The sequence below is a fragment of the Nesterenkonia aethiopica genome (assembly GCF_039534665.1).
GTDB classification, from domain to species: Bacteria; Actinomycetota; Actinomycetes; order Actinomycetales; family Micrococcaceae; genus Nesterenkonia; species Nesterenkonia aethiopica.
This window is the reverse complement of sequence record NZ_BAAAVT010000004.1, coordinates 105,343-122,106: the sequence shown is the minus strand read 5'-3', so window position 1 is coordinate 122,106 and position 16,764 is coordinate 105,343. Positions and strand designations below refer to the sequence as shown.

The window sequence follows — 16,764 nt, the reverse complement described above, 5'->3', positions numbered from 1 at the left end:
CCCCAGGGCCGGAGCTAGTGTGAGAGCTGTGGATCAGCAGAACCAGCCCGAAGACGCACCCGAGCAGACCGAGGCCCGCGCCGCCCGGTTCGCCCGGCATCTCCGCGAGTCCACCGACGTGGCAGACGAGCGGCCCACCGTGATGGTGCTGGCCTTCGAGGGTTGGAACGACGCCGGCGGGGCCGCCTCCTCGGCCGTGCGCTCCATCACCACGGCCGGCGACGGAGAGCTGGTCGAGCGCATCGACGACGAGGACTACTACGACTACCAGTTCACCCGCCCGCGGGTCCGTCGGACCGGGTCGCACCGGGAGATCGTCTGGCCCGCGACGAAGATCTACCGGGCCCGCCCGCAGACCTGTGAACTGGACCTGCTGCTGGTCAACGGCGTGGAGCCGAGCTTCCGCTGGCAGGCCTTCACCGCCGACATCCTGACCAAGGCCGCCGAGCACGACGTCGCCGCGATCGTGCTGGTGGGCGCGCTGCTGGCGGACGTGCCGCACACCCGCCCCATCCCTGCCGCACTGTCCAGTGAGGACCCCGCTCTGCAGGACGCCCTGGATGTGGACGAGCCGACCTATGAGGGGCCCACCGGGATCGTCGGAGTCCTGGCACACACGGCGAACCAGGCCGGCATCCCCGCGGTCTCGCTGTGGGCGGCCGTGCCGCACTATGTGGGTCAGGCGCCCTCCCCGAAGGCCCAGCTGGCCCTGATGCGGCAGCTCGAAGACCTGCTCGGGCTGACCCTGGACGTCGAGGAGGTCTCCGAGGACGCCGAGGCGTGGGAGCGCGGCGTGGACGAGCTGGCTCAGGAGGACACCGACATCGCCGAGTATGTGCAGCGGCTGGAGGAGGCCACCGACACCCCCAATCTGCCGGAGGCCAGCGGCGAGGCGATCGCGCGCGAGTTCGAACGATATCTGCGCCGTCGCCGGCCGCCCGATCCCGGCGACTCCTGACGCCGGCCCGTCGGGCCGGCTCCCGCGTCAGCCGAGTCGGATGCCCAGCATCGACTCGACGACGGCGCGCACCCGGTCCTGCCCGGTGCCGCCGGCGATGTGCCCGGCAGCCCACTGGTCGAGCTGGTCGAGCGCGGCAGGGCCGTTGAGGTTCAGCGACAGTGCCGCATGCAGGGCATACTGCAGGTCTTCTGCGGTGTCCGCCGGACCCTCATGCACGGCGGGAGCACGGCGCAGCGCCTCCTCCCAGCGGGTGAGCCGGGCACGGGCCTGCTCGAGGTGCTCCTCGGTCCAGCTCCAATCATGGCGCCAGTGCTGGCCCAGCAGCGCGATGCGGATCAGCCGCTGATCCACCCCCCGCTCCCGGAGCTTCGAGACGAGCACCAGGTTCCCGCGCGACTTGGACATCTTCTCGCCGTCCAGGCCCACCATGCCGGTGTGCACATAGGTCTCGGCCAGGGGGACGCCGTCGGCCGCCGTGGCATGGGCCGCGGAGAACTCGTGGTGCGGGAAGCGCAGGTCCGACCCTCCTCCCTGGACCGTGAACGGGGCCGGGAGATGACGCCTCGCGATCACCGAGCACTCGATGTGCCAGCCGGGACGACCGTCACCGAGCGAACCACCCTCCCACCACGGCTCGTCCCGCCGGCGGGCACGCCACAGCAGCGGATCCAGAGGATCGCGCTTCCCGGCCCGCTGCGGATCCCCGCCGCGCGTCGGGAAGAGCTGCTCCATGGTGGCGCGGTCATAGGCGCCGATGCTGCCGAGGCGCCAGTCGGTGCGAGCCTCCGCCGCGGCGATGTCGAAGTAGACGTCCTCGCCATGGTCCACTCCGGCAGGCAGCTCCTCGGCCGGGACGACGACGGGGTACCCCACGCCGAGGGCCACCAGCGACTCGACGTCGGCGACGACGTCGGGAATGGACTCCACGGCGCCCAGGTAGACGTCCGGGGCGACGACGTCGAGGGCCTCCATGTCGGTGCGGAAGAGCTCGGTCTGCTCCTCGGCCAGCGCCTGCCAGTCCACGCCGGTGTCCCGGGCTCGCTCCAGCAGCGGGTCGTCGATGTCGGTGACGTTCTGCACGTACCGCACGTCCAGTCCGCAGGCCCGCCAATAGCGGACCAGCAGGTCGAACTGGACGTAGGTGTTCGCATGTCCCAGATGTGTGGCGTCGTACGGGGTGATCCCGCAGACGTAGAGCGACCCGATCCCGTCCCGCGCGACGACGTCGACGGCGGCGCCACCGGCGGTGTCGTGCAGCTGCAGGGCCTCCGGCAGCGGTGGGAGGGTCGGCACGGCCGGGGAGGTCCAGGGTTTCACGCGGCGGGGTCCTTTCTGCACTGGCAGTCCGGTCAGTGGACAACGTCGGCTCTGGCCAGGGTATTTCCGCCCTGGGCATGCCGACGATCACGGGTCAGGCGTGGATGATGCCCAGGCCCAGCAGCACGAAGACGATCAGCCCCACGATGATGCGGTAGTTGACGAACAGCGTGTACGAGTTCGTGGACACGTAGCGCAGGAACCACCCGATGATCACATAGGCCACGAAGAACCCGACCACGGTGGAGACCATCGTCTGCGCCATCGAGTACGGGCCCTGCTGCTCGCCGAGGGACCCGACGAGCTTGTACAGCCCCGAGCCGAAGACCGCGGGCACGGCCAGCAGGAAGGAGTAGCGGGCGGCGGCCTCACGGGTGTAGCCCATGAGCAGCCCGGCGGTGATCGTACCGCCGGAGCGGGACACGCCCGGAATCAGCGCCAGCGCCTGCGCGAAGCCGAAGAGCACACCGTCGCGGATGGAGAGCTCAGCCAGCGGTTTGCGCTGTCGGCCGTAGGCGTCCGCCACGGCCAGCAGCACGCCGAAGACGATCAGCATGGTGGCGACCAGCCACAGCGTGCGGAAGGTGGTGTCGATCAGCTCTTCGAAGAGCAGCCCGAGCACAACGATCGGGATGGTGCCCACGATGATGAGCCACCCCATCCGGACGTCGGGGTCGCGGTGGGAGAGCCGTCCGGCCAGCGCGGCGAACCACGCCCGCAGGATGCGCACGATGTCGCGCCAGAAGTACACGAGCACCGCGGTCTCGGTGCCGAGCTGAGTGATCGCGGTGAAAGCCGCCCCGGGATCGGCCGCACCGGGGAGGAACTCCCCCACGATGCGCAGATGTGCCGACGAGGACACCGGGAGGAACTCGGTGAGGCCCTGGACCAGCCCCAGGATGATCGCTTCTATCCACTGCACAGGCTGAGCTTAGATCATCCTGGGCGTCCTGCCTGACCCCGACGTCGGGTGAGATCCCCCACGGCCCCGCGCGAACCGCCTCGGGACGTGCCCCCGGTCGGGCTACTGCCGAGGCTCGTCGTCGGGTCCGCCCTCGTCGTCGAAGTCGTCGTCCTCATCGTCGTCATCCTCGTCGAGCGACTCCTCGAGGTCATCGTCCTCGTCGTCCTCGTCCAGAACGTCGTCGGAGTCACCGTCCTCGTCATAGAGGTCCAGGGGCGTGACCTCCCCCGTGGCCGCGAAGAGGGCGTCCTCATAGGCCTCGAAGGCGTCGGCCACCCCGTAGAAGGCCGACTCCACCGCCGGGTCCTCCTCGCCGCGGCGGTTGAGTGAAGCAGAGAGATGCTCTTCGAGAGCGTTCGTCAGCGTGCTCAGTGCGACGCGGGGATCCATGTTCATAGCCCACACGGTACCAACGCCCGAGGGTTTCGGTAAGACCTCTCGGAGAGATTCGGGACATGATCGGCACACCCTTGACGACACGGATGTGACCAGGTGCTAAGGTGCACTCAATCGCAGAGGCGATGCCGCGCTGACATCGCCTTCAGTCGCACATCAGAGAGCGAGCGTGATCGGCCGGAATGTCTCAGCAGTTCTCCGCGATCCCGTCCCCCGCAGCCGCCCGCTACACCACCGACAACGCCTCAGGCCCGAACTGGGAGTACCTGGTCATCACCTGCCAGCCCCGGGAGTCTCTGAAGGAGGTCCGGCGGCGCCTGGCGGACCACGCCGAGTACGGCAAGTGGGAGCTGCGGCGCAGCCGCATCTACACCGGCGGCGTCCGGAAGTACTGGCTGCGGCGCCGCATCATGAAGGTCCGGGCCACACTCTGAGGCCGCGGCGCGGACACCGGCGGGTCAGCCGTCGAGGGGCCCCAGCAACGACGTCGCCAACGTCCGATGCGCGGACTCGTCGTCTGACGGATGGTGCACCCCCGCCAGCACGTCACGATACAGCCGACTCAGCTCGCTCCCCCGGCGATACTGTCCTCCGCCGCTGACGTGGAGCGCGGCGTCCACCGCCGCTCGAGCCGTACGGGTCGCCGTGGTGCGCAGAGCCACCAGCCGCGGGAACCACAGGTCACCATGCTCGACCCTGTCCTCGATCTCGCGGGAGAGCTGACGCAGCTGAGCGTCCAACCCCAGCTGCTGCAGCTGGGCCTCGGCCAGCCGGTATCGGATGTCCGGGTCCTGGCTCAGCGACTCCCCCGTGATGCGGCTCCTCCGGTCCTCCGCCAGTCGGGCGGCCAGCTGCAGAGCACGGTCCCCCAGCCCTGTGTACACCGCCGAGAGCAGCCCCAGGAAGGACGAGAAGATCGCGAACACCAGCGGATCCCGGTTCGGCCCCTCGGGAAGACGCCGCACGATCCTGTGTGCGGGCACCCGGGCACCTTCCAGGACCGTGGTCTGGGACTGCGTGGCCCGCATGCCGAGGGTGTCCCAGTCGTCCAGGCTCCGCCAGCCCGGCGCCTCCCGCTCAAGGAAGCCGAAGATCAACGGCGCATCACCGCCCTCGACGTCTCTGCCGAACAGCCCCAGGCGAGTCCACACGGGCGCCAGCGTGGTGAAGATCTTCGTGCCGATGAAGCTCACTGCGCCGTCCTGGTCCACCCGGGCCTCGGTCGCTGAGTCGAAGAGCACCGCGTCGTTGCCCGGTTCCGAGATCCCGAAGGCGAAGATCTCCCCTGCTGCCGACTCCCGGAGCACCGGGTGGAACTCCTCATGGCCGCTCGCGGTCATCTGCCGGGCCACGGCGACCCAGACATGATGCATGTTGACCGCGAGCGCTGTGGCCGGCGCATGCGCGGCCAGCAGCCGTTGAGCGGCGACCAGCGTGGGCAGGTCCCAGCCGAGGCCCCCGTCGGCTTCGGGCACCAGAGCGCGGAGGTATCCGACGTCCATGAGCTCCGCAAGGTCTTCGTGGCAGAACTCGTTGCGCTCGTCGTAACCGGCGGCGCGCTCGTGGATCCGTGCCAGCAGCTCGGGGGTCAGGACGGCCGCGACGCGGTCACGCACGGCGGCGTCGGGGTGGGTGGCCATCGTCATGTCCTGTGCCCTCACTGCGCGGCGAGGAACCGGTGCAGGACCCGGACGCCGAAGATCAGCGAGTCCACCGGCACCCGTTCATCGACTCCGTGGAACATGCCGGTGAAGTCGAGCTCGGCCGGCAGCTGCAGCGGCGCGAAGCCGTAGCCGGCGATGCCCAGTGCCGAGAGATGCTTGTTGTCGGTGCCGCCGCCCAGCATGTAGGGCAGCACGACGCCGTCGGGGTCCTCGGCGCGCAGGGAGGCGACCATGTCCTCCACCAGCGCCCCGGAGAACGGGACCTCCAGGGAGGGCCCGCCCTTCTGCAGCTCGAACCGCACCTTCTCTCCGGCCAGCTCCTGCAGCGTCGCCGCGACCTTCTCGTCCTGCTCGGGCAGGGTCCTGGCGTCCACGAGGGCCTCGGCCGTCCCAGGCACGACGTTGTGCTTGTAGCCGGCGTCGAGGGCTGTGGGGTTGGAGGTGTTCTGGAGCGTGGCGGCGATGAACTTGGCCGTGCTGCCGGTGGCCTCCAGCAGCGCCGAGGGGTCCTCCTCGTCGAAGGGGATGCCGGTGAGCTCGGAGAGCTGCTCCATCAGCGCCCGGGTCGTCTTGGTGTACTCGATCGGCCATTCGTGGGCGCCGATGCGGGCCACCGCCTCCCCCAGGGTGACCACGGGGTTGTCGTGCTGGACGGCCGAGCCGTGTCCGGCGGTGCCGGAGGCGATCATCTTCGTCCAGTGCAGGCCCTTCTCTCCGGTCTGGATGAGGTAGGCCCGGGTGCCGGCGATCTCGGTGGAGAACCCGCCGACCTCGCTGATCGCCTCGGTGGCGCCGGCGAAGATCTCCGGGTGGTTCTCCACCAGCCATCCGGCTCCGTAGGTGCCGTTGTCCTCTTCGTCGGCGAAGAAGGCGAAGATGATGTCCCGCACGGGCCGGTGGCCCTCGCGGTGCATGCGGAGCATGGCGGCCAGGATCATGGCGTCCATGTCCTTCATGTCGACCGCGCCGCGGCCCCAGATCATGCCGTCGACGACCTCGGCGGCGAAGGGGTCCACCTGCCAGTCCTCCGCCTGGGCGGGGACGACGTCGAGGTGGCCGTGGACGACGAGGGCCCCGGCCTCAGGGTCGGTCCCGGCCAGTCGCGCCACCACGGAGGCCCGACCCGGCGCCGACTCGAAGATCTGCGGCTCGAGTCCTGCACGCCGCATGATCTCGGCGCAGTACTCGGCGGCCGCCCGCTCCCCGTTGGAGCGGCCGTTGCCCCAGTTGGTCGTGTCGAGGCGGATCAGGTCCCGGCAGAAGTCGACGACGTCCTGCTCAGCGAGGGCTGCGGGGTCGAGTGCGTCAGTCATGGCACCACCCTAACGCCCGCGTGGTCGTGCGTCCGGCAGAAGGTATGGTGCTGTCATCCCGATGGTCGGCTCGTGAGGTGGAGATCTCCGGTGGTGGTGTTCGACGTCCTGGGGCCCGTGCAGGTGCGTCGGCCCGACGGCTCCTCCTGGACGCCGACCGGCCTGCAGGGGCTGCTCCTGGGGCTGCTGCTCGTCCACGTCGGCCGGCCGGTGTCCGTGGACGAGATCATCGATGCGCTGTGGGGCGGACTCACCGACTCCCGAACCACCCACCGCCCGCAGACCCATGTGCACCGCCTGCGGCGCGCGCTGGGCCCAGGCGTCGCCATCACGGCGGAAGGCGGAAGCTATTGCCTTGCGGCGCAGGGCTGCGACCTGGACTCGGACCGTTTCCGTCGGCTCATGCGGGAGGCCCACCAGGTGATGGCCTCAGATCCGGCCCGTGCCGTGGACCTGCTGCGCACCTCCCTGGACCTGTGGACGGGACGCCCCTACCAGGGGCTGGACCATCCGCTGCTGACCGGGGAGGCGGAGCGCCTGGAGGAGCTGCGGCTCTGCGCTCTGGAGGATCTGCACCACACGGAGATCGTGCGCGGGCGCACCGACGCGGTGACGGCGGAGCTCCCGGCGCTGCTGCGGGAGCATCCGCTGCGGGAACGCCTCTATGAGATCCAGATGCTCGGGCAGGCGCTGACGGGCCGCCGCGCCGATGCGCTGGCCACCTACCGGAAGGCCCGGCGCACCCTGGCCGAGGAGCTCGGCGTGGAGCCCGGCGTCCGCCTGCGCCGCCTGGAACAGGATGTGCTCGACGGCCGGGACCTCAGCGGCGTCGCCCCTGCGCCGCATCAGGCCGGAGAGGCTGTTTCCGGAGCCGCCGACGGCGTCGCCGACCCGCCCGAGGCGCACGTGCAGGTCCAGCAGGTCAGCAGGCCTTCGGAGCTGCCGGGTCCCCCGGCCCGGCTCTGCGGCAGGACGGACGAGTTGGCTCTGGTGGATCACGCCGTCCGTTCACGGGCAGGGGTCATCGCCTTCACCGGCGTCGGCGGAGTCGGGAAGACGACCCTGGCCCTGCACTGGGCGCACACAGCAGTGAACGCCTTCCCTGACGGTCAGCTCTACGCCGCACTGGGCGGCTTCGGCCCGGACGCTCCGCTGCCCCCGGAACGCGTGCTCGGCGGGTTTCTCCGTGCGTTGGGCCTGGACTCCAGGGAGCTGCCCGAGTCGACGGCAGAACGGGCCGCCATGTTCAGGTCCAGGGTCGCGGGACGTCGGATGCTGATCCTGCTCGACGACGCGGCGACGGCAGATCAGGTCCGTCCCCTGCTCCCCGGCACGGACCACTGTCAGGTGGTGATCACCAGCAGAGATGCGTTGTCCGGACTCGCCGTCACCGACGGCGCTCTCCGCGTGCCCGTGAGGCCCCTGCCGACGGCCGAGTCGCGGCATCTCCTCACCGAGGAGCTCGGCGCCGACGCGCCCGCCCTCTCACCGGACACCTTGACGGAGGTCGCCGAGGCGTGCGGCGGCATCCCACTGGCCGTGCGGCTCGCCGCTGACCTCGTCCGTGATCAGGCAGCAGACCGGCTGCAGGACCTCCTCGCGGAACTGCGCGCGCCCGACGGCCGCCTGGGCGCACTCTCCCGCCGTTCCGGCAGCGGGTCATTGCGGGAGGTCCTCGCCCGGTCGGTCCACCGGCTCGACGACGATGCGCACCTGGTGCTGCGCCGTCTGGGCGATCTGCCGGGGCACAGCCATGACCTGCGGAGCGTCCGCGTCGTCACGGGGTTGGAACGGCGAGCCGCCGCCCGTGCGGTGGACTCTCTGGTGCGCGCACATCTGGTCGACAGGCTGCCACCGCGGCGGCTAATGCTCCACGACCTGGTCCGCGACTATGCCCGCGAACTCGCAGCAGTCCAGGACGGGGGCCGACCCCTCGGCGAGGCGTTCGCCGCGTACTGCGAGCAGCAGCTCAGGACCGCCCGGTCAGCGCAGGCGATGGTCACTCCGGTCGATCATCAGGATCCCCGCACGGTGGCTCCGCTCTTCGACGATCGCGCCTCGGCTGCGCGCTGGCTGGACTGCATCCTCGAGACGCTGCTGGCCACCGCCGAACGTGCGGCCGCGCACGGCTCCCTGGACTTCGCGCCGCAGCTCTCCGCCCTGCTGCGTCGTCACCTGGACGAGCATCATCGTCACGATGAGATGGAACGCCTGCACCGGGCCGCGCTGCGCGCCGCCCAGGCCCAGGGGAGCCCCTCCGGGGAGGATACGGCCCAGCACAACCTGGGCATCCTGGCGCTGCGCCGCGGGCGGCCATCCGTGGCGCGGGAGCACCTGCGGGCCTCCCTGGAGATCGCCGAGCGGATCGAGGACGACGAGAGGTCCGCAGCCTCCCGAAACTTCCTCGCCGGCGCCTATGCCGCAGAGCGCGACCTGGGGAAGGCGGTGCATCATCTCCAGGAGTCCATCGGCATCTACCGCCGGCTGAAGCTCCCGACGGTGATCCACCCGCTGACGAACCTGGCCACCATGCGCCGGTGGACCGGGAGATCCCACCTGGCGATGCCCCTCCTCCAGGAGGCATTGGCCCTCGCCGAGCAGGCCGAGCCCGCCGACCGACCCCGGTACCGTCTGGGCCCCCAGAACGAGATGACCGCGGTGCAGGTGGCACGGCGCGATCCCCAGGGCGCACTGCACGCCGCCGAGGAGGCGCTGGAGCTGTCCCAGCGGCTCGGCAGGTGGCCCAAGGCCTCTGCCACGTTGGCCTGGCGCGGGACCGCCCTGTGGCAGCAGGGCCGGACCGAGGAAGCGGTGCGGCAGATCCGCGACGCACTCGATCTCGCCGAGGCCCACCAGGTGTCTCTGGGCCTCGCCACCGCTCACAACGGTCTGGCGGAGGTGTTCCGTGACCTGGGCCGACTCACCGCGTCCGAGGAGCACCACCGGGCCGCCCTGGAACACGCCGGCGTCGCCTGGGAGGAGGAGCTGCGGGCCCACCGCGGGCTGTCCGAGACGTGCCGTCTCACCGACCGGGTCACCGAGGCCGAGGCGCACCTCGCAGCGGGACTGCGGATCTGCGAGGCAGTGGACCACCAGGACACCGCGGACCTGCGCCGGATGCTCTCCGCCGGCTGAGCGGGGGTCGGGGGACGCGCCGCGCCAGGTCGAGGCATGCGTCCAGGGATTCCCACGACGGCCGGGACGTGACGCCGGTCGACCTGCTGATCGCTGGTGCCGTGGCGTCTGACCACCTCCCTGTGAGCCACCGGTCACGCCGAGGACGGGCCGCTGGCCTGGATGACGAAAGACCCCGGTCTGGTCAGGATCTCGCCTGATCAGACCGGGGTCTCGAGTCGTGCGCGGAGCGGGACTTGAACCCGCACCCTCATTAATAGAGGACTAGCACCTCAAGCTAGCGCGTCTACCTATTCCGCCACCCGCGCAGGGGGTGAATGCCTTGCGGCAACGACATGAGACTCTAGCACGGCCTCCAGGCGCTCCACCAATCGAGTGACCTGCCTCTCACTGGGAGCCGCGGTGTGCGGGCCGAGCCGATCAGGGCACTCGCGCCGTCCATGCCTCGGTGCTGAACTTCTCGTCCACGAGCTGATGCGCGCGAGCCAGTTCGTGCTCACGGATCTCCGCGGTGCGCGCGCCGTAGCGGCGGCCGAAGACCTCCATGAACGTCTCGAAGATCTCCAGGCGGCTGCGTCCTGTCTGGCTGCGCAGCGGGTCCACCCGCTTGACCGCCGAGGCGATGCCCTTGTCGGAGATCTTCTCCCGGCCGATGCGCAGGACCTGGAGCATCTTCGCCGCGTCGATGTCATAGCTCATGGTGACGTGGTGCAGCATCCCACCGTTGGCGAGACGCTTCTGAGCGGCCCCGCCGATCTTCCGCCCCTGTCCCTCGCCCTCGGCGGCGGACACGATGTCGTTGAGCGGCTTGTAGGCTGCCTCCACGCCGATCTCTCGCAGCGCCTCCATGACCCAGGAGTCCAGGAACGGATAGGAGTCCGCGAAGCTCATGCCGTCGACCAGGGACTGCGGGAAGCACAGGGAATAGGTCACGCAGTTGCCGGACTCCATGAACATCGCGCCGCCTCCGGAGATGCGACGCACCACGGTGGTCTCCGTGGCGCGGGCCGCTTCGGCGTCGACCTCATTGGCCAGCGACTGGAAGGAGCCGATGACCACGGCACGTTCGTTCCAGTCCCACAGCCGCAGCAGCGGCGGGCGGGCACCGCGTCCGACCTCCTCGGTGAGGACCTGATCCAGAGCCACGTTGACCGCGATCGGCAGCGCCACCGGCGGCAGGATCTCCCACTCGTGGTCGGTCCAGGTGGTGGCGTGCCCGAGCGCCCGCCGGACCGCGACGCCGACCGCGTCGGCGTCGAATCCGACCATCTGCGCATCCACGGGCAGCCCGGCCTCCACGGCGCGGGCGATGGTCTCACGGGTCGAGCCGACGTCGAGCCCGACCAGCGAGCGGTTCAGGTCCTCGAGCGCCTCGTCGGGCTCCAGGAAGAAGTCACCGTTGACCGAGGCCGCGGCGATGCGCCCGGCCTCCTCGTCGACCGTCAGATCGACCACCACCAGCTTGCCGCCGACGACCTTGTACTCTCCGTGCCGGGTGGTGGACGCGGTGGGATCGACCGGGCCTGCCGCCGGCGCAGGGACACTGGACGCCGGACCTCCAGACGCCTGACCTGCGGATGCCTGACCTGCGCTGCTCTGCTGTTCGCTCGTCACGGCCTCCATCCTACTGACGCTGGGCACAGCCGGTGCACGAGACAGCACTCCTGAGGGGCCTGCGACGGTGCACGGGCCGGTCGTGCGCCCGCAGACACGACGAGGGGCGCGGCAGATGCCGCGGCCCTCGTCCGTGCTGCCCCCGACGGATCGTCAGGGGCGGCGGCGCCATGTCACTTGCTGCCGCCGAAGCCCTTGAAGCGCTTGTTGAACTTGTCCACGCGACCGGCGGAGTCCATGATCCGCTGCTTGCCGGTGTAGAAGGGGTGCGAGGCCGCGGAGATCTCGACGTCGATGACCGGGTAGGTGTTGCCGTCCTCCCACTCCATGGTCTTCTCGGAGGTGGCCGTCGAGCGGGTCAGGACCTTCTCTCCGGAGGAGAGGTCGTGGAAGATGACCGGCCCGTAGGTGGGGTGGATGTCAGACTTCATGGTTCGGATGTCCTTCGTGTCTGCCGCTGGATTTTGCCAGAAGCTCGTGGATCAGGGGGCCCTCTGCGGACCAGCACACCATGCTATCCCAGACCGGTCCGCCGACCCAACTCCCCTGGCCCGATTCTTCCGGGCACCCTCAGGCCCCCGTCCCCTGCTCTGCGGCGGCCCCGCCGCCCGCGCCCGCCCACGTCTCGCAGATCGGGATCGGGCGGCCCAGCACGTTCTCGGCCGCGCGGTGACCGGAGCACAGGGCCGCGGTGACGGTCGCTGGATCATCGCTCCAGGTCGCCTCGCCGGCGAGGTGCAGCACACCGCCGACCGGAGTCGCGAGGGTGTCATGGTCCTCCGGTCGGGACCCGACCGGCAGATAGGCGTAGGACCCTTGGGCGAACGGATCCTCGCTCCATTGGGTGACGTGCACCTCGGTGGGAGCGGGGACGTCCGGATGCAGCCGTCGCAGCTGATTCAGCACGGACTCGGCGACCTCCTCCTCGCTCCAGGAGCGGATGGCCTGCGCGGCCGGTCCGGCGGCGAAGGTCAGCAGGGTGGGCACGCCGTCCAGCCGGGTGAGGTCATACCAGGAGTGCCACCAGTGCCCTGCGGGTCCCAGCTGTCGCAGGGCATAGGCCTCCTCGTCCCAGAACCGGTGCGGGAAGCGCAGGATGATCTTCTCGAAGGCGTTCATCTCCAGGCGCCCGAGGGCTGTGGAGACCGGCTCGGGCAGCGGGGGCTCCACCCGGAGCAGGTCGGACCTCAGCACACCGACAGGAACGGTCAGGACCGCGGCGTCCGCGGCGAACCTGCCCCGGTCGGTCTCGGCGACGACGCCGTCGCCGCCCCAGACGAGCCGCGAGACCGGATGCTTCAGGCGGACGTCGAGTCCGGAGGCGAGATGCGCCGGCAGCGCGGCATAGCCGCGGGGGAAGATCACCTCGTCGCCGATGATCTCATCGTCGTCGAGTCCGTGCGCGGCGAGCTCCTCGATCCCGACGCCGTACTGCTCCTCGCTGCGGTGCGCGAGATGCTCGCGGACCCTCTGGGCGCGATCAGGGGGCCACGCCTGGGCAGCGAGGGCGGCCTCGGTGACGTCGTGGTACGAGTCGGCCGGGCCGGAGGATTCGATCAACGGCAGGAGCTCCCGGTCGATCGCATGCACGTCCGCCGCGAAGGCCCGCACCTCCTCGACCGGCAGACGCGCGCCGTCGGGCCCGAAGTACGCGATCGGGCGGCCGTCCACCTGGTACCCGCCCACCGTGAACTCCATCATCGGCATGCCGAGTGCCGCCGCGGCCGCGGCCACCGGGTTGTCGTCCACCCCGTGGATCCAGCTGGCCCCGAGGTCGAGCCCGTGGGCGGTGTGCACCCGCCCACCGATGCGGTCCCGGGCCTCCAGCACGATGACGGACCGCCCGGCCCGGGCGAGCAGCCGGGCTGCGGTGAGACCGGCGACGCCGGCCCCGACGACGATCGTGTCGCCACGGGTCATGGGCGCCAGGTGTGCCGTGGCTCGAAGCCGAGCAGACGGCGTGCCTTGGCGATGGAGAGCATCGTGTCGTGCTCACCGAGGTCGCCGCGGATCGGCACGTCGGGGAACACGTCGGCCACGAGGTCGGCGTTGCTGCGCGTGGTGACGGTGTCCGCGGCGGCGATGATGAAACGGTCGAAGCCGGCAGGTGCGGACTGCAACGCCCTCTCGACGGCCTGCGCGCCGTCACGGGCGTCGATGTAGCTCCACAGGTTCCACTTGCGCTGCCGCGGATCCTCATCGAAGGGGAACGCGGCGTAGTCCTCGGGCCACATCACGTTGGAGAAGCGCAGGGCCGTGATGGACACCTGCGGATTCCACCGGACGAGCTCGATCGCCATCTGCTCCTCGAGGTGCTTCACCAGCGAGTAGACCGACTCGGGGCGCGCCGGGTACTCCTCGTCCACCGGGATGTAGGGCGGGGGCACGTCGAACGGCAGGCCCAGCACGGTCTCACTGGACGCATGCACGATGCGCGTGATCCCCAGCTTCGTCGCCGCCCAGAACACGTTGAACGTGGCGAGCATGTTGTTGTGGAAGGTGGCGACGTCGGGCGCGAGCCCCGGAGCGGGGAAGGCGCCGAGGTGCACCAGCGCGTCCACTCCGTCGTGTGTGTCGTTGACGGAGGTCAGGGCGTCGACGACCTCGCCGTAGTTCATCAGGTCGATCTGGACGAAGTCAGGATCGCGCTCACCGACGCGATCGAGCCCGACCACCCGGTGGCCTGCGGCACGGAGCTCGCGGGCCACCACAGATCCGAGCTTGCCTGAGGACCCTGTCAGTGCGATGCGCATGCGCACCAGTGTGGCACAGGTCATGGACCCATGAGCCTGTGAGCCTGTGACCTGTGAGCCTGGGCTCGGACGTCCAGCACTCCCCCGCCGCCGTGCCCTCTGGCAGGATCAGATCACGGAGCCATCCCCTGAGAGACCCTGGAGGACCTGATGAAGCTGCTGCTGACCTCCGGAGGCATCACCAACGCGACCATCCGGTCCGCGCTCACCGACGTGCTGGGCCGACCGACCGACGAGAGCCGGGCGCTGTACATCCCCACTGCGATGCATGGCCATCCGTCGTGCACGCCGCAGATGACCTGGCAGGGCATCGCCGGACAGGGTCCGGCGGGCCGAGGTCTCATCGACGCACGGTGGGGCTCCGTCGGCGTCCTGGAGCTGACGGCGCTGCCCAGCATCGCCCGTGAGCGCTGGCTGGGCTGGGTCCAGGAGGCCGATGTCCTGCTGGCCGCCGGCGGTGACACGATGTACCTGTGCCACTGGATGAGGACCTCCGGGCTCGCCGAGGTCCTGCCCGAGCTGTCAGAGACCGTCTGGGTGGGGATGAGTGCGGGCAGCATGGTGATGACGCCGCGGATCGGCGAGCGCTTCGTGACCTGGCCCGAGCCGCGCGGCGACGATCAGACGCTCGGGTTCGTGGACTTCTCCCTCTTCCCCCATCTGGACTACCCGGGATGGGACCATCAGACGGCAGAGAAGGCCGCGGAATGGGCCGAGACTCTCACGGGAGGGGCCTACGCGATCGATGACGACACCGCGATCCGCGTGGTGGACGGCGACGTCGACGTCGTCTCCGAGGGACGGTGGCTGCGCCTCGGCGCAGTCTGACCGCAGTCTCACCACAGTCCGACCACAGTCTGACCACGACGCCTCCGCGCCGCGCACGTCACCGGGTCGAACAGCGGATCACCGGGTCGAACAGCGGGTCACCGGGTCGAATAGAACGCCACGGCGGAGGCGGCGGCCACGTTGAGGGAGTCCACGCCGCGCATCATGGGGATCGTCACCCGCGCGTCCAGACGCCGCTCGGTCTCCTCCCGCAGCCCGTCTCCCTCATTGCCCAGCGCCAGGGCGAGCCGACTGTGGTCCTGAGCCACCAGGTCGTCCAGCGGCACCGAGCCCTCCCCCAGCGAGAGTCCGGCCACCACGAAGCCGGCGGCCTGCAGGGACGCCAGGCCGTCCGGCCACGGGTGGACCCGGGTCCACGGCATCTGGAACACCGCCCCCATCGAGACCCGGATCGCCCGCCGGTACAGCGGGTCGGCACACGCCGGGGAGAGCAGCACCGCATCCACGCCCAGCGCCGCCGCCGAGCGGAACACGGCCCCGACGTTCGTGTGGTCGGTCAGATCCTCCAGGATGCCGACTCGCAGGCGCGCGTCCTTCTGATCCGCATCGATGCCGTCCAGCACCTCGTCCAGACGCAGCTCGGCCGGCCGATGCATCGCTGCGAGCGCGCCACGGTGCAGATGGAATCCGGTGATGTCCTGCAGGACCTGCTGCTCCCCCAGGTACACGGGCGCCTGCGGCCAGCGGGCGACGACGTCGGCGAGACCGGCCAAGTGACGGTGCTCCATGAAGAACGACCGTGGTCGGTGCCCGGCGTCGACCGCCCGGCGCACCACCTGGCTGGACTCCGCCATGTACATTCCGTGGGCGATGTCCTGGCGGCGCCGCAGCGCCGCGTCGGTCAGGGACCGGTAGTCCGTGGCCCGCGGATCATCGGCGGAGTCCAGCACCACGATCGGATTGGGGACCGACGCCACAGCGTCGCGCTCGAGCCCGGAGACGCCGCCGCTCATGCGCCCAGCAGGTTGCGGATCATGACGACCAGGGCCACCACGCCCAGGGTGACGATCACCAGCCGCAGCACCAGCGGCTTCATCCGCCGCCCGACCCAGGCTCCGGCGAAGCCGCCGATGGTGGAGCCCACGGCGATGATCGCGACCACGATCCACTCGATCCGGTCGATGGCCAGGAACAGGTAGCTCACCGCGGCGGTGAGGTTCACGGTGAGGACCAGGGCGTTCTTGACCGCGTTGGCCTGCTGCAGGGTCGCGGCCAGGAAGACCCCCAGGATGCCGACCAGCAGCACGCCCTGGGCCGCGACGAAGTACCCGCCATAGACGCCGGCGAAGAACACCAGGGCGATCAGCAGCGGGCCCACCTCGGGCCGCTCAGGCGGCGGAGCCTCCCCGCTCTGCACGGCGATCTCGGTGCGGCGCTCCTGTTCGGCGGCCTTGCGGGCCCGGACCCAGCGCTGCAGCCGCGGCTGGAAGATCACGAAGAACAGCGCGACCACGATGAGCGCCGGGGCGACGGTCTCGAAGACCTCCTCGGGCAGGGTCAGCAGCAGCAGGGCACCGACCACGCCACCTAGCAGCGAGACCGGCACCAGACGCAGCAGCGTCCCACCGACCTGGGCGATCTCCCGTCGATAGCCCCAGGTGCCGGTGATGTTCCCGGCGATGAGCCCCATGGCGTTGGAGATCGTCGCCGTCACCGGGGGAAAGCCCATGGCCACCAGCACGGGGAAGGTCACCAGGGTCCCGGAGCCGACGACGGTGTTGATCGCCCCGGCCCAGACGGCGGCCAGCGCGATGATCAGGACCTGGTCCAGGCCCAGCCCGAAGATGTCCACTCCCAC

At 70.3% G+C, this 16,764-nt stretch carries 15 protein-coding genes and 1 tRNA gene; 4 read left to right on the top strand and 12 right to left on the bottom strand.

The features are described from left to right. Positions 1–28 precede the first annotated feature (28 nt). On the top strand, positions 29–958 hold the full coding sequence (locus ABD658_RS03950; RefSeq protein WP_344743901.1) for a proteasome assembly chaperone family protein: 930 nt from the start codon (positions 29–31) through the stop codon (positions 956–958). A 27-nt stretch (positions 959–985) separates the two neighbouring features. Here the strand turns inward: ABD658_RS03950 and mshC are convergent, their stop codons facing one another. The 3 genes from mshC to ABD658_RS03935 form a co-directional block, all read right to left on the bottom strand. Beyond that, positions 986–2,278, bottom strand: a complete 1,293-nt coding sequence (gene mshC / locus ABD658_RS03945; protein ID WP_344685508.1) for a cysteine--1-D-myo-inosityl 2-amino-2-deoxy-alpha-D-glucopyranoside ligase — start codon at positions 2,276–2,278, stop codon at positions 986–988. Positions 2,279–2,372: 94 nt separating this feature from the next. Next, on the bottom strand, positions 2,373–3,200 hold the full coding sequence (locus ABD658_RS03940) for an undecaprenyl-diphosphate phosphatase (protein ID WP_070158783.1): 828 nt from the start codon (positions 3,198–3,200) through the stop codon (positions 2,373–2,375). A 102-nt stretch (positions 3,201–3,302) separates the two neighbouring features. Continuing rightward, positions 3,303–3,638: a hypothetical protein gene (locus ABD658_RS03935; protein WP_344685506.1), complete on the bottom strand. Its 336-nt coding sequence runs from the start codon at positions 3,636–3,638 to the stop codon at positions 3,303–3,305. 182 nt (positions 3,639–3,820) lie between these two features. Here ABD658_RS03935 and ABD658_RS03930 point away from each other — a divergent pair, with 182 nt between their 5' ends. Continuing rightward, positions 3,821–4,072 (top strand): DUF5703 family protein, encoded by a 252-nt coding sequence (locus ABD658_RS03930; protein WP_237089889.1) that lies wholly within the window; start codon positions 3,821–3,823, stop codon positions 4,070–4,072. Between the two features lie 24 nt (positions 4,073–4,096). On the opposite strand, the gene ABD658_RS03925 is transcribed toward ABD658_RS03930, so the two are convergent. Next, complete coding sequence (locus tag ABD658_RS03925; protein WP_344685503.1) at positions 4,097–5,278, bottom strand: acyl-CoA dehydrogenase family protein; 1,182 nt, start codon at positions 5,276–5,278, stop codon at positions 4,097–4,099. Between the two features lie 17 nt (positions 5,279–5,295). Beyond that, a complete protein-coding gene (locus ABD658_RS03920; protein WP_070158781.1) occupies positions 5,296–6,615 on the bottom strand; it encodes a M20/M25/M40 family metallo-hydrolase in 1,320 nt (439 codons plus the stop codon). Between the two features lie 72 nt (positions 6,616–6,687). On the opposite strand from ABD658_RS03920, the gene ABD658_RS03915 reads away from it, so the two are divergent. Beyond that, positions 6,688–9,750, top strand: a complete 3,063-nt coding sequence (locus tag ABD658_RS03915) for an AfsR/SARP family transcriptional regulator (RefSeq protein ID WP_344743897.1) — start codon at positions 6,688–6,690, stop codon at positions 9,748–9,750. A 221-nt stretch (positions 9,751–9,971) separates the two neighbouring features. Here ABD658_RS03915 and ABD658_RS03910 read toward each other — a convergent pair. The 5 genes from ABD658_RS03910 to ABD658_RS03890 all read right to left on the bottom strand — a co-directional run bounded on the left by ABD658_RS03910 (position 9,972) and on the right by ABD658_RS03890 (position 14,117). After that, a tRNA-Leu gene (locus ABD658_RS03910) sits at positions 9,972–10,058 on the bottom strand. Positions 10,059–10,170: 112 nt separating this feature from the next. Continuing rightward, positions 10,171–11,364 (bottom strand): lipoate-protein ligase small subunit, encoded by a 1,194-nt coding sequence (gene lplB / locus ABD658_RS03905; protein ID WP_344685496.1) that lies wholly within the window; start codon positions 11,362–11,364, stop codon positions 10,171–10,173. A 173-nt stretch (positions 11,365–11,537) separates the two neighbouring features. Continuing rightward, positions 11,538–11,795, bottom strand: a complete 258-nt coding sequence (locus ABD658_RS03900) for a type B 50S ribosomal protein L31 (RefSeq protein WP_070158779.1) — start codon at positions 11,793–11,795, stop codon at positions 11,538–11,540. Positions 11,796–11,934: 139 nt separating this feature from the next. Further along, positions 11,935–13,284 (bottom strand): flavin monoamine oxidase family protein, encoded by a 1,350-nt coding sequence (locus tag ABD658_RS03895; RefSeq protein ID WP_344685494.1) that lies wholly within the window; start codon positions 13,282–13,284, stop codon positions 11,935–11,937. Continuing rightward, positions 13,281–14,117, bottom strand: a complete 837-nt coding sequence (locus ABD658_RS03890) for an NAD-dependent epimerase/dehydratase family protein (protein ID WP_344685492.1) — start codon at positions 14,115–14,117, stop codon at positions 13,281–13,283. The genes ABD658_RS03895 and ABD658_RS03890 overlap by 4 nt, the downstream gene beginning before the upstream one ends. Positions 14,118–14,267: 150 nt before the next feature. Here ABD658_RS03890 and ABD658_RS03885 point away from each other — a divergent pair, with 150 nt between their 5' ends. Continuing rightward, a complete protein-coding gene (locus tag ABD658_RS03885) occupies positions 14,268–14,945 on the top strand; it encodes a Type 1 glutamine amidotransferase-like domain-containing protein (protein ID WP_070158777.1) in 678 nt (225 codons plus the stop codon). A gap of 98 nt (positions 14,946–15,043) precedes the next feature. On the opposite strand, the gene ABD658_RS03880 is transcribed toward ABD658_RS03885, so the two are convergent. Further along, positions 15,044–15,919, bottom strand: a complete 876-nt coding sequence (locus ABD658_RS03880) for a TrmH family RNA methyltransferase (RefSeq protein WP_344685489.1) — start codon at positions 15,917–15,919, stop codon at positions 15,044–15,046. Further along, positions 15,916–16,758: a sulfite exporter TauE/SafE family protein gene (locus tag ABD658_RS03875; protein ID WP_344743946.1), complete on the bottom strand. Its 843-nt coding sequence runs from the start codon at positions 16,756–16,758 to the stop codon at positions 15,916–15,918. The genes ABD658_RS03880 and ABD658_RS03875 overlap by 4 nt, the downstream gene beginning before the upstream one ends. Between the last annotated feature and the right edge of the window lie 6 nt (positions 16,759–16,764).

Excerpts from the sequence above, each read along its gene's own strand:
- ABD658_RS03900 (WP_070158779.1), bottom strand. The coding sequence starts at position 11,795 with ATGAAGTCTGACATCCACCCCACCTACGGGCCGGTCATCTTCCACGAC.
- ABD658_RS03920 (WP_070158781.1), bottom strand. The coding sequence starts at position 6,615 with ATGACTGACGCACTCGACCCCGCAGCCCTCGCTGAGCAGGACGTCGTC.
- ABD658_RS03930 (WP_237089889.1), top strand. The coding sequence starts at position 3,821 with ATGTCTCAGCAGTTCTCCGCGATCCCGTCCCCCGCAGCCGCCCGCTAC.
- ABD658_RS03880 (WP_344685489.1), bottom strand. The coding sequence starts at position 15,919 with ATGAGCGGCGGCGTCTCCGGGCTCGAGCGCGACGCTGTGGCGTCGGTC.
- ABD658_RS03885 (WP_070158777.1), top strand. The coding sequence starts at position 14,268 with ATGAAGCTGCTGCTGACCTCCGGAGGCATCACCAACGCGACCATCCGG.
- ABD658_RS03925 (WP_344685503.1), bottom strand. The coding sequence starts at position 5,278 with ATGGCCACCCACCCCGACGCCGCCGTGCGTGACCGCGTCGCGGCCGTC.
- ABD658_RS03890 (WP_344685492.1), bottom strand. The coding sequence starts at position 14,117 with ATGCGCATCGCACTGACAGGGTCCTCAGGCAAGCTCGGATCTGTGGTG.
- ABD658_RS03935 (WP_344685506.1), bottom strand. The coding sequence starts at position 3,638 with ATGAACATGGATCCCCGCGTCGCACTGAGCACGCTGACGAACGCTCTC.
- ABD658_RS03895 (WP_344685494.1), bottom strand. The coding sequence starts at position 13,284 with ATGACCCGTGGCGACACGATCGTCGTCGGGGCCGGCGTCGCCGGTCTC.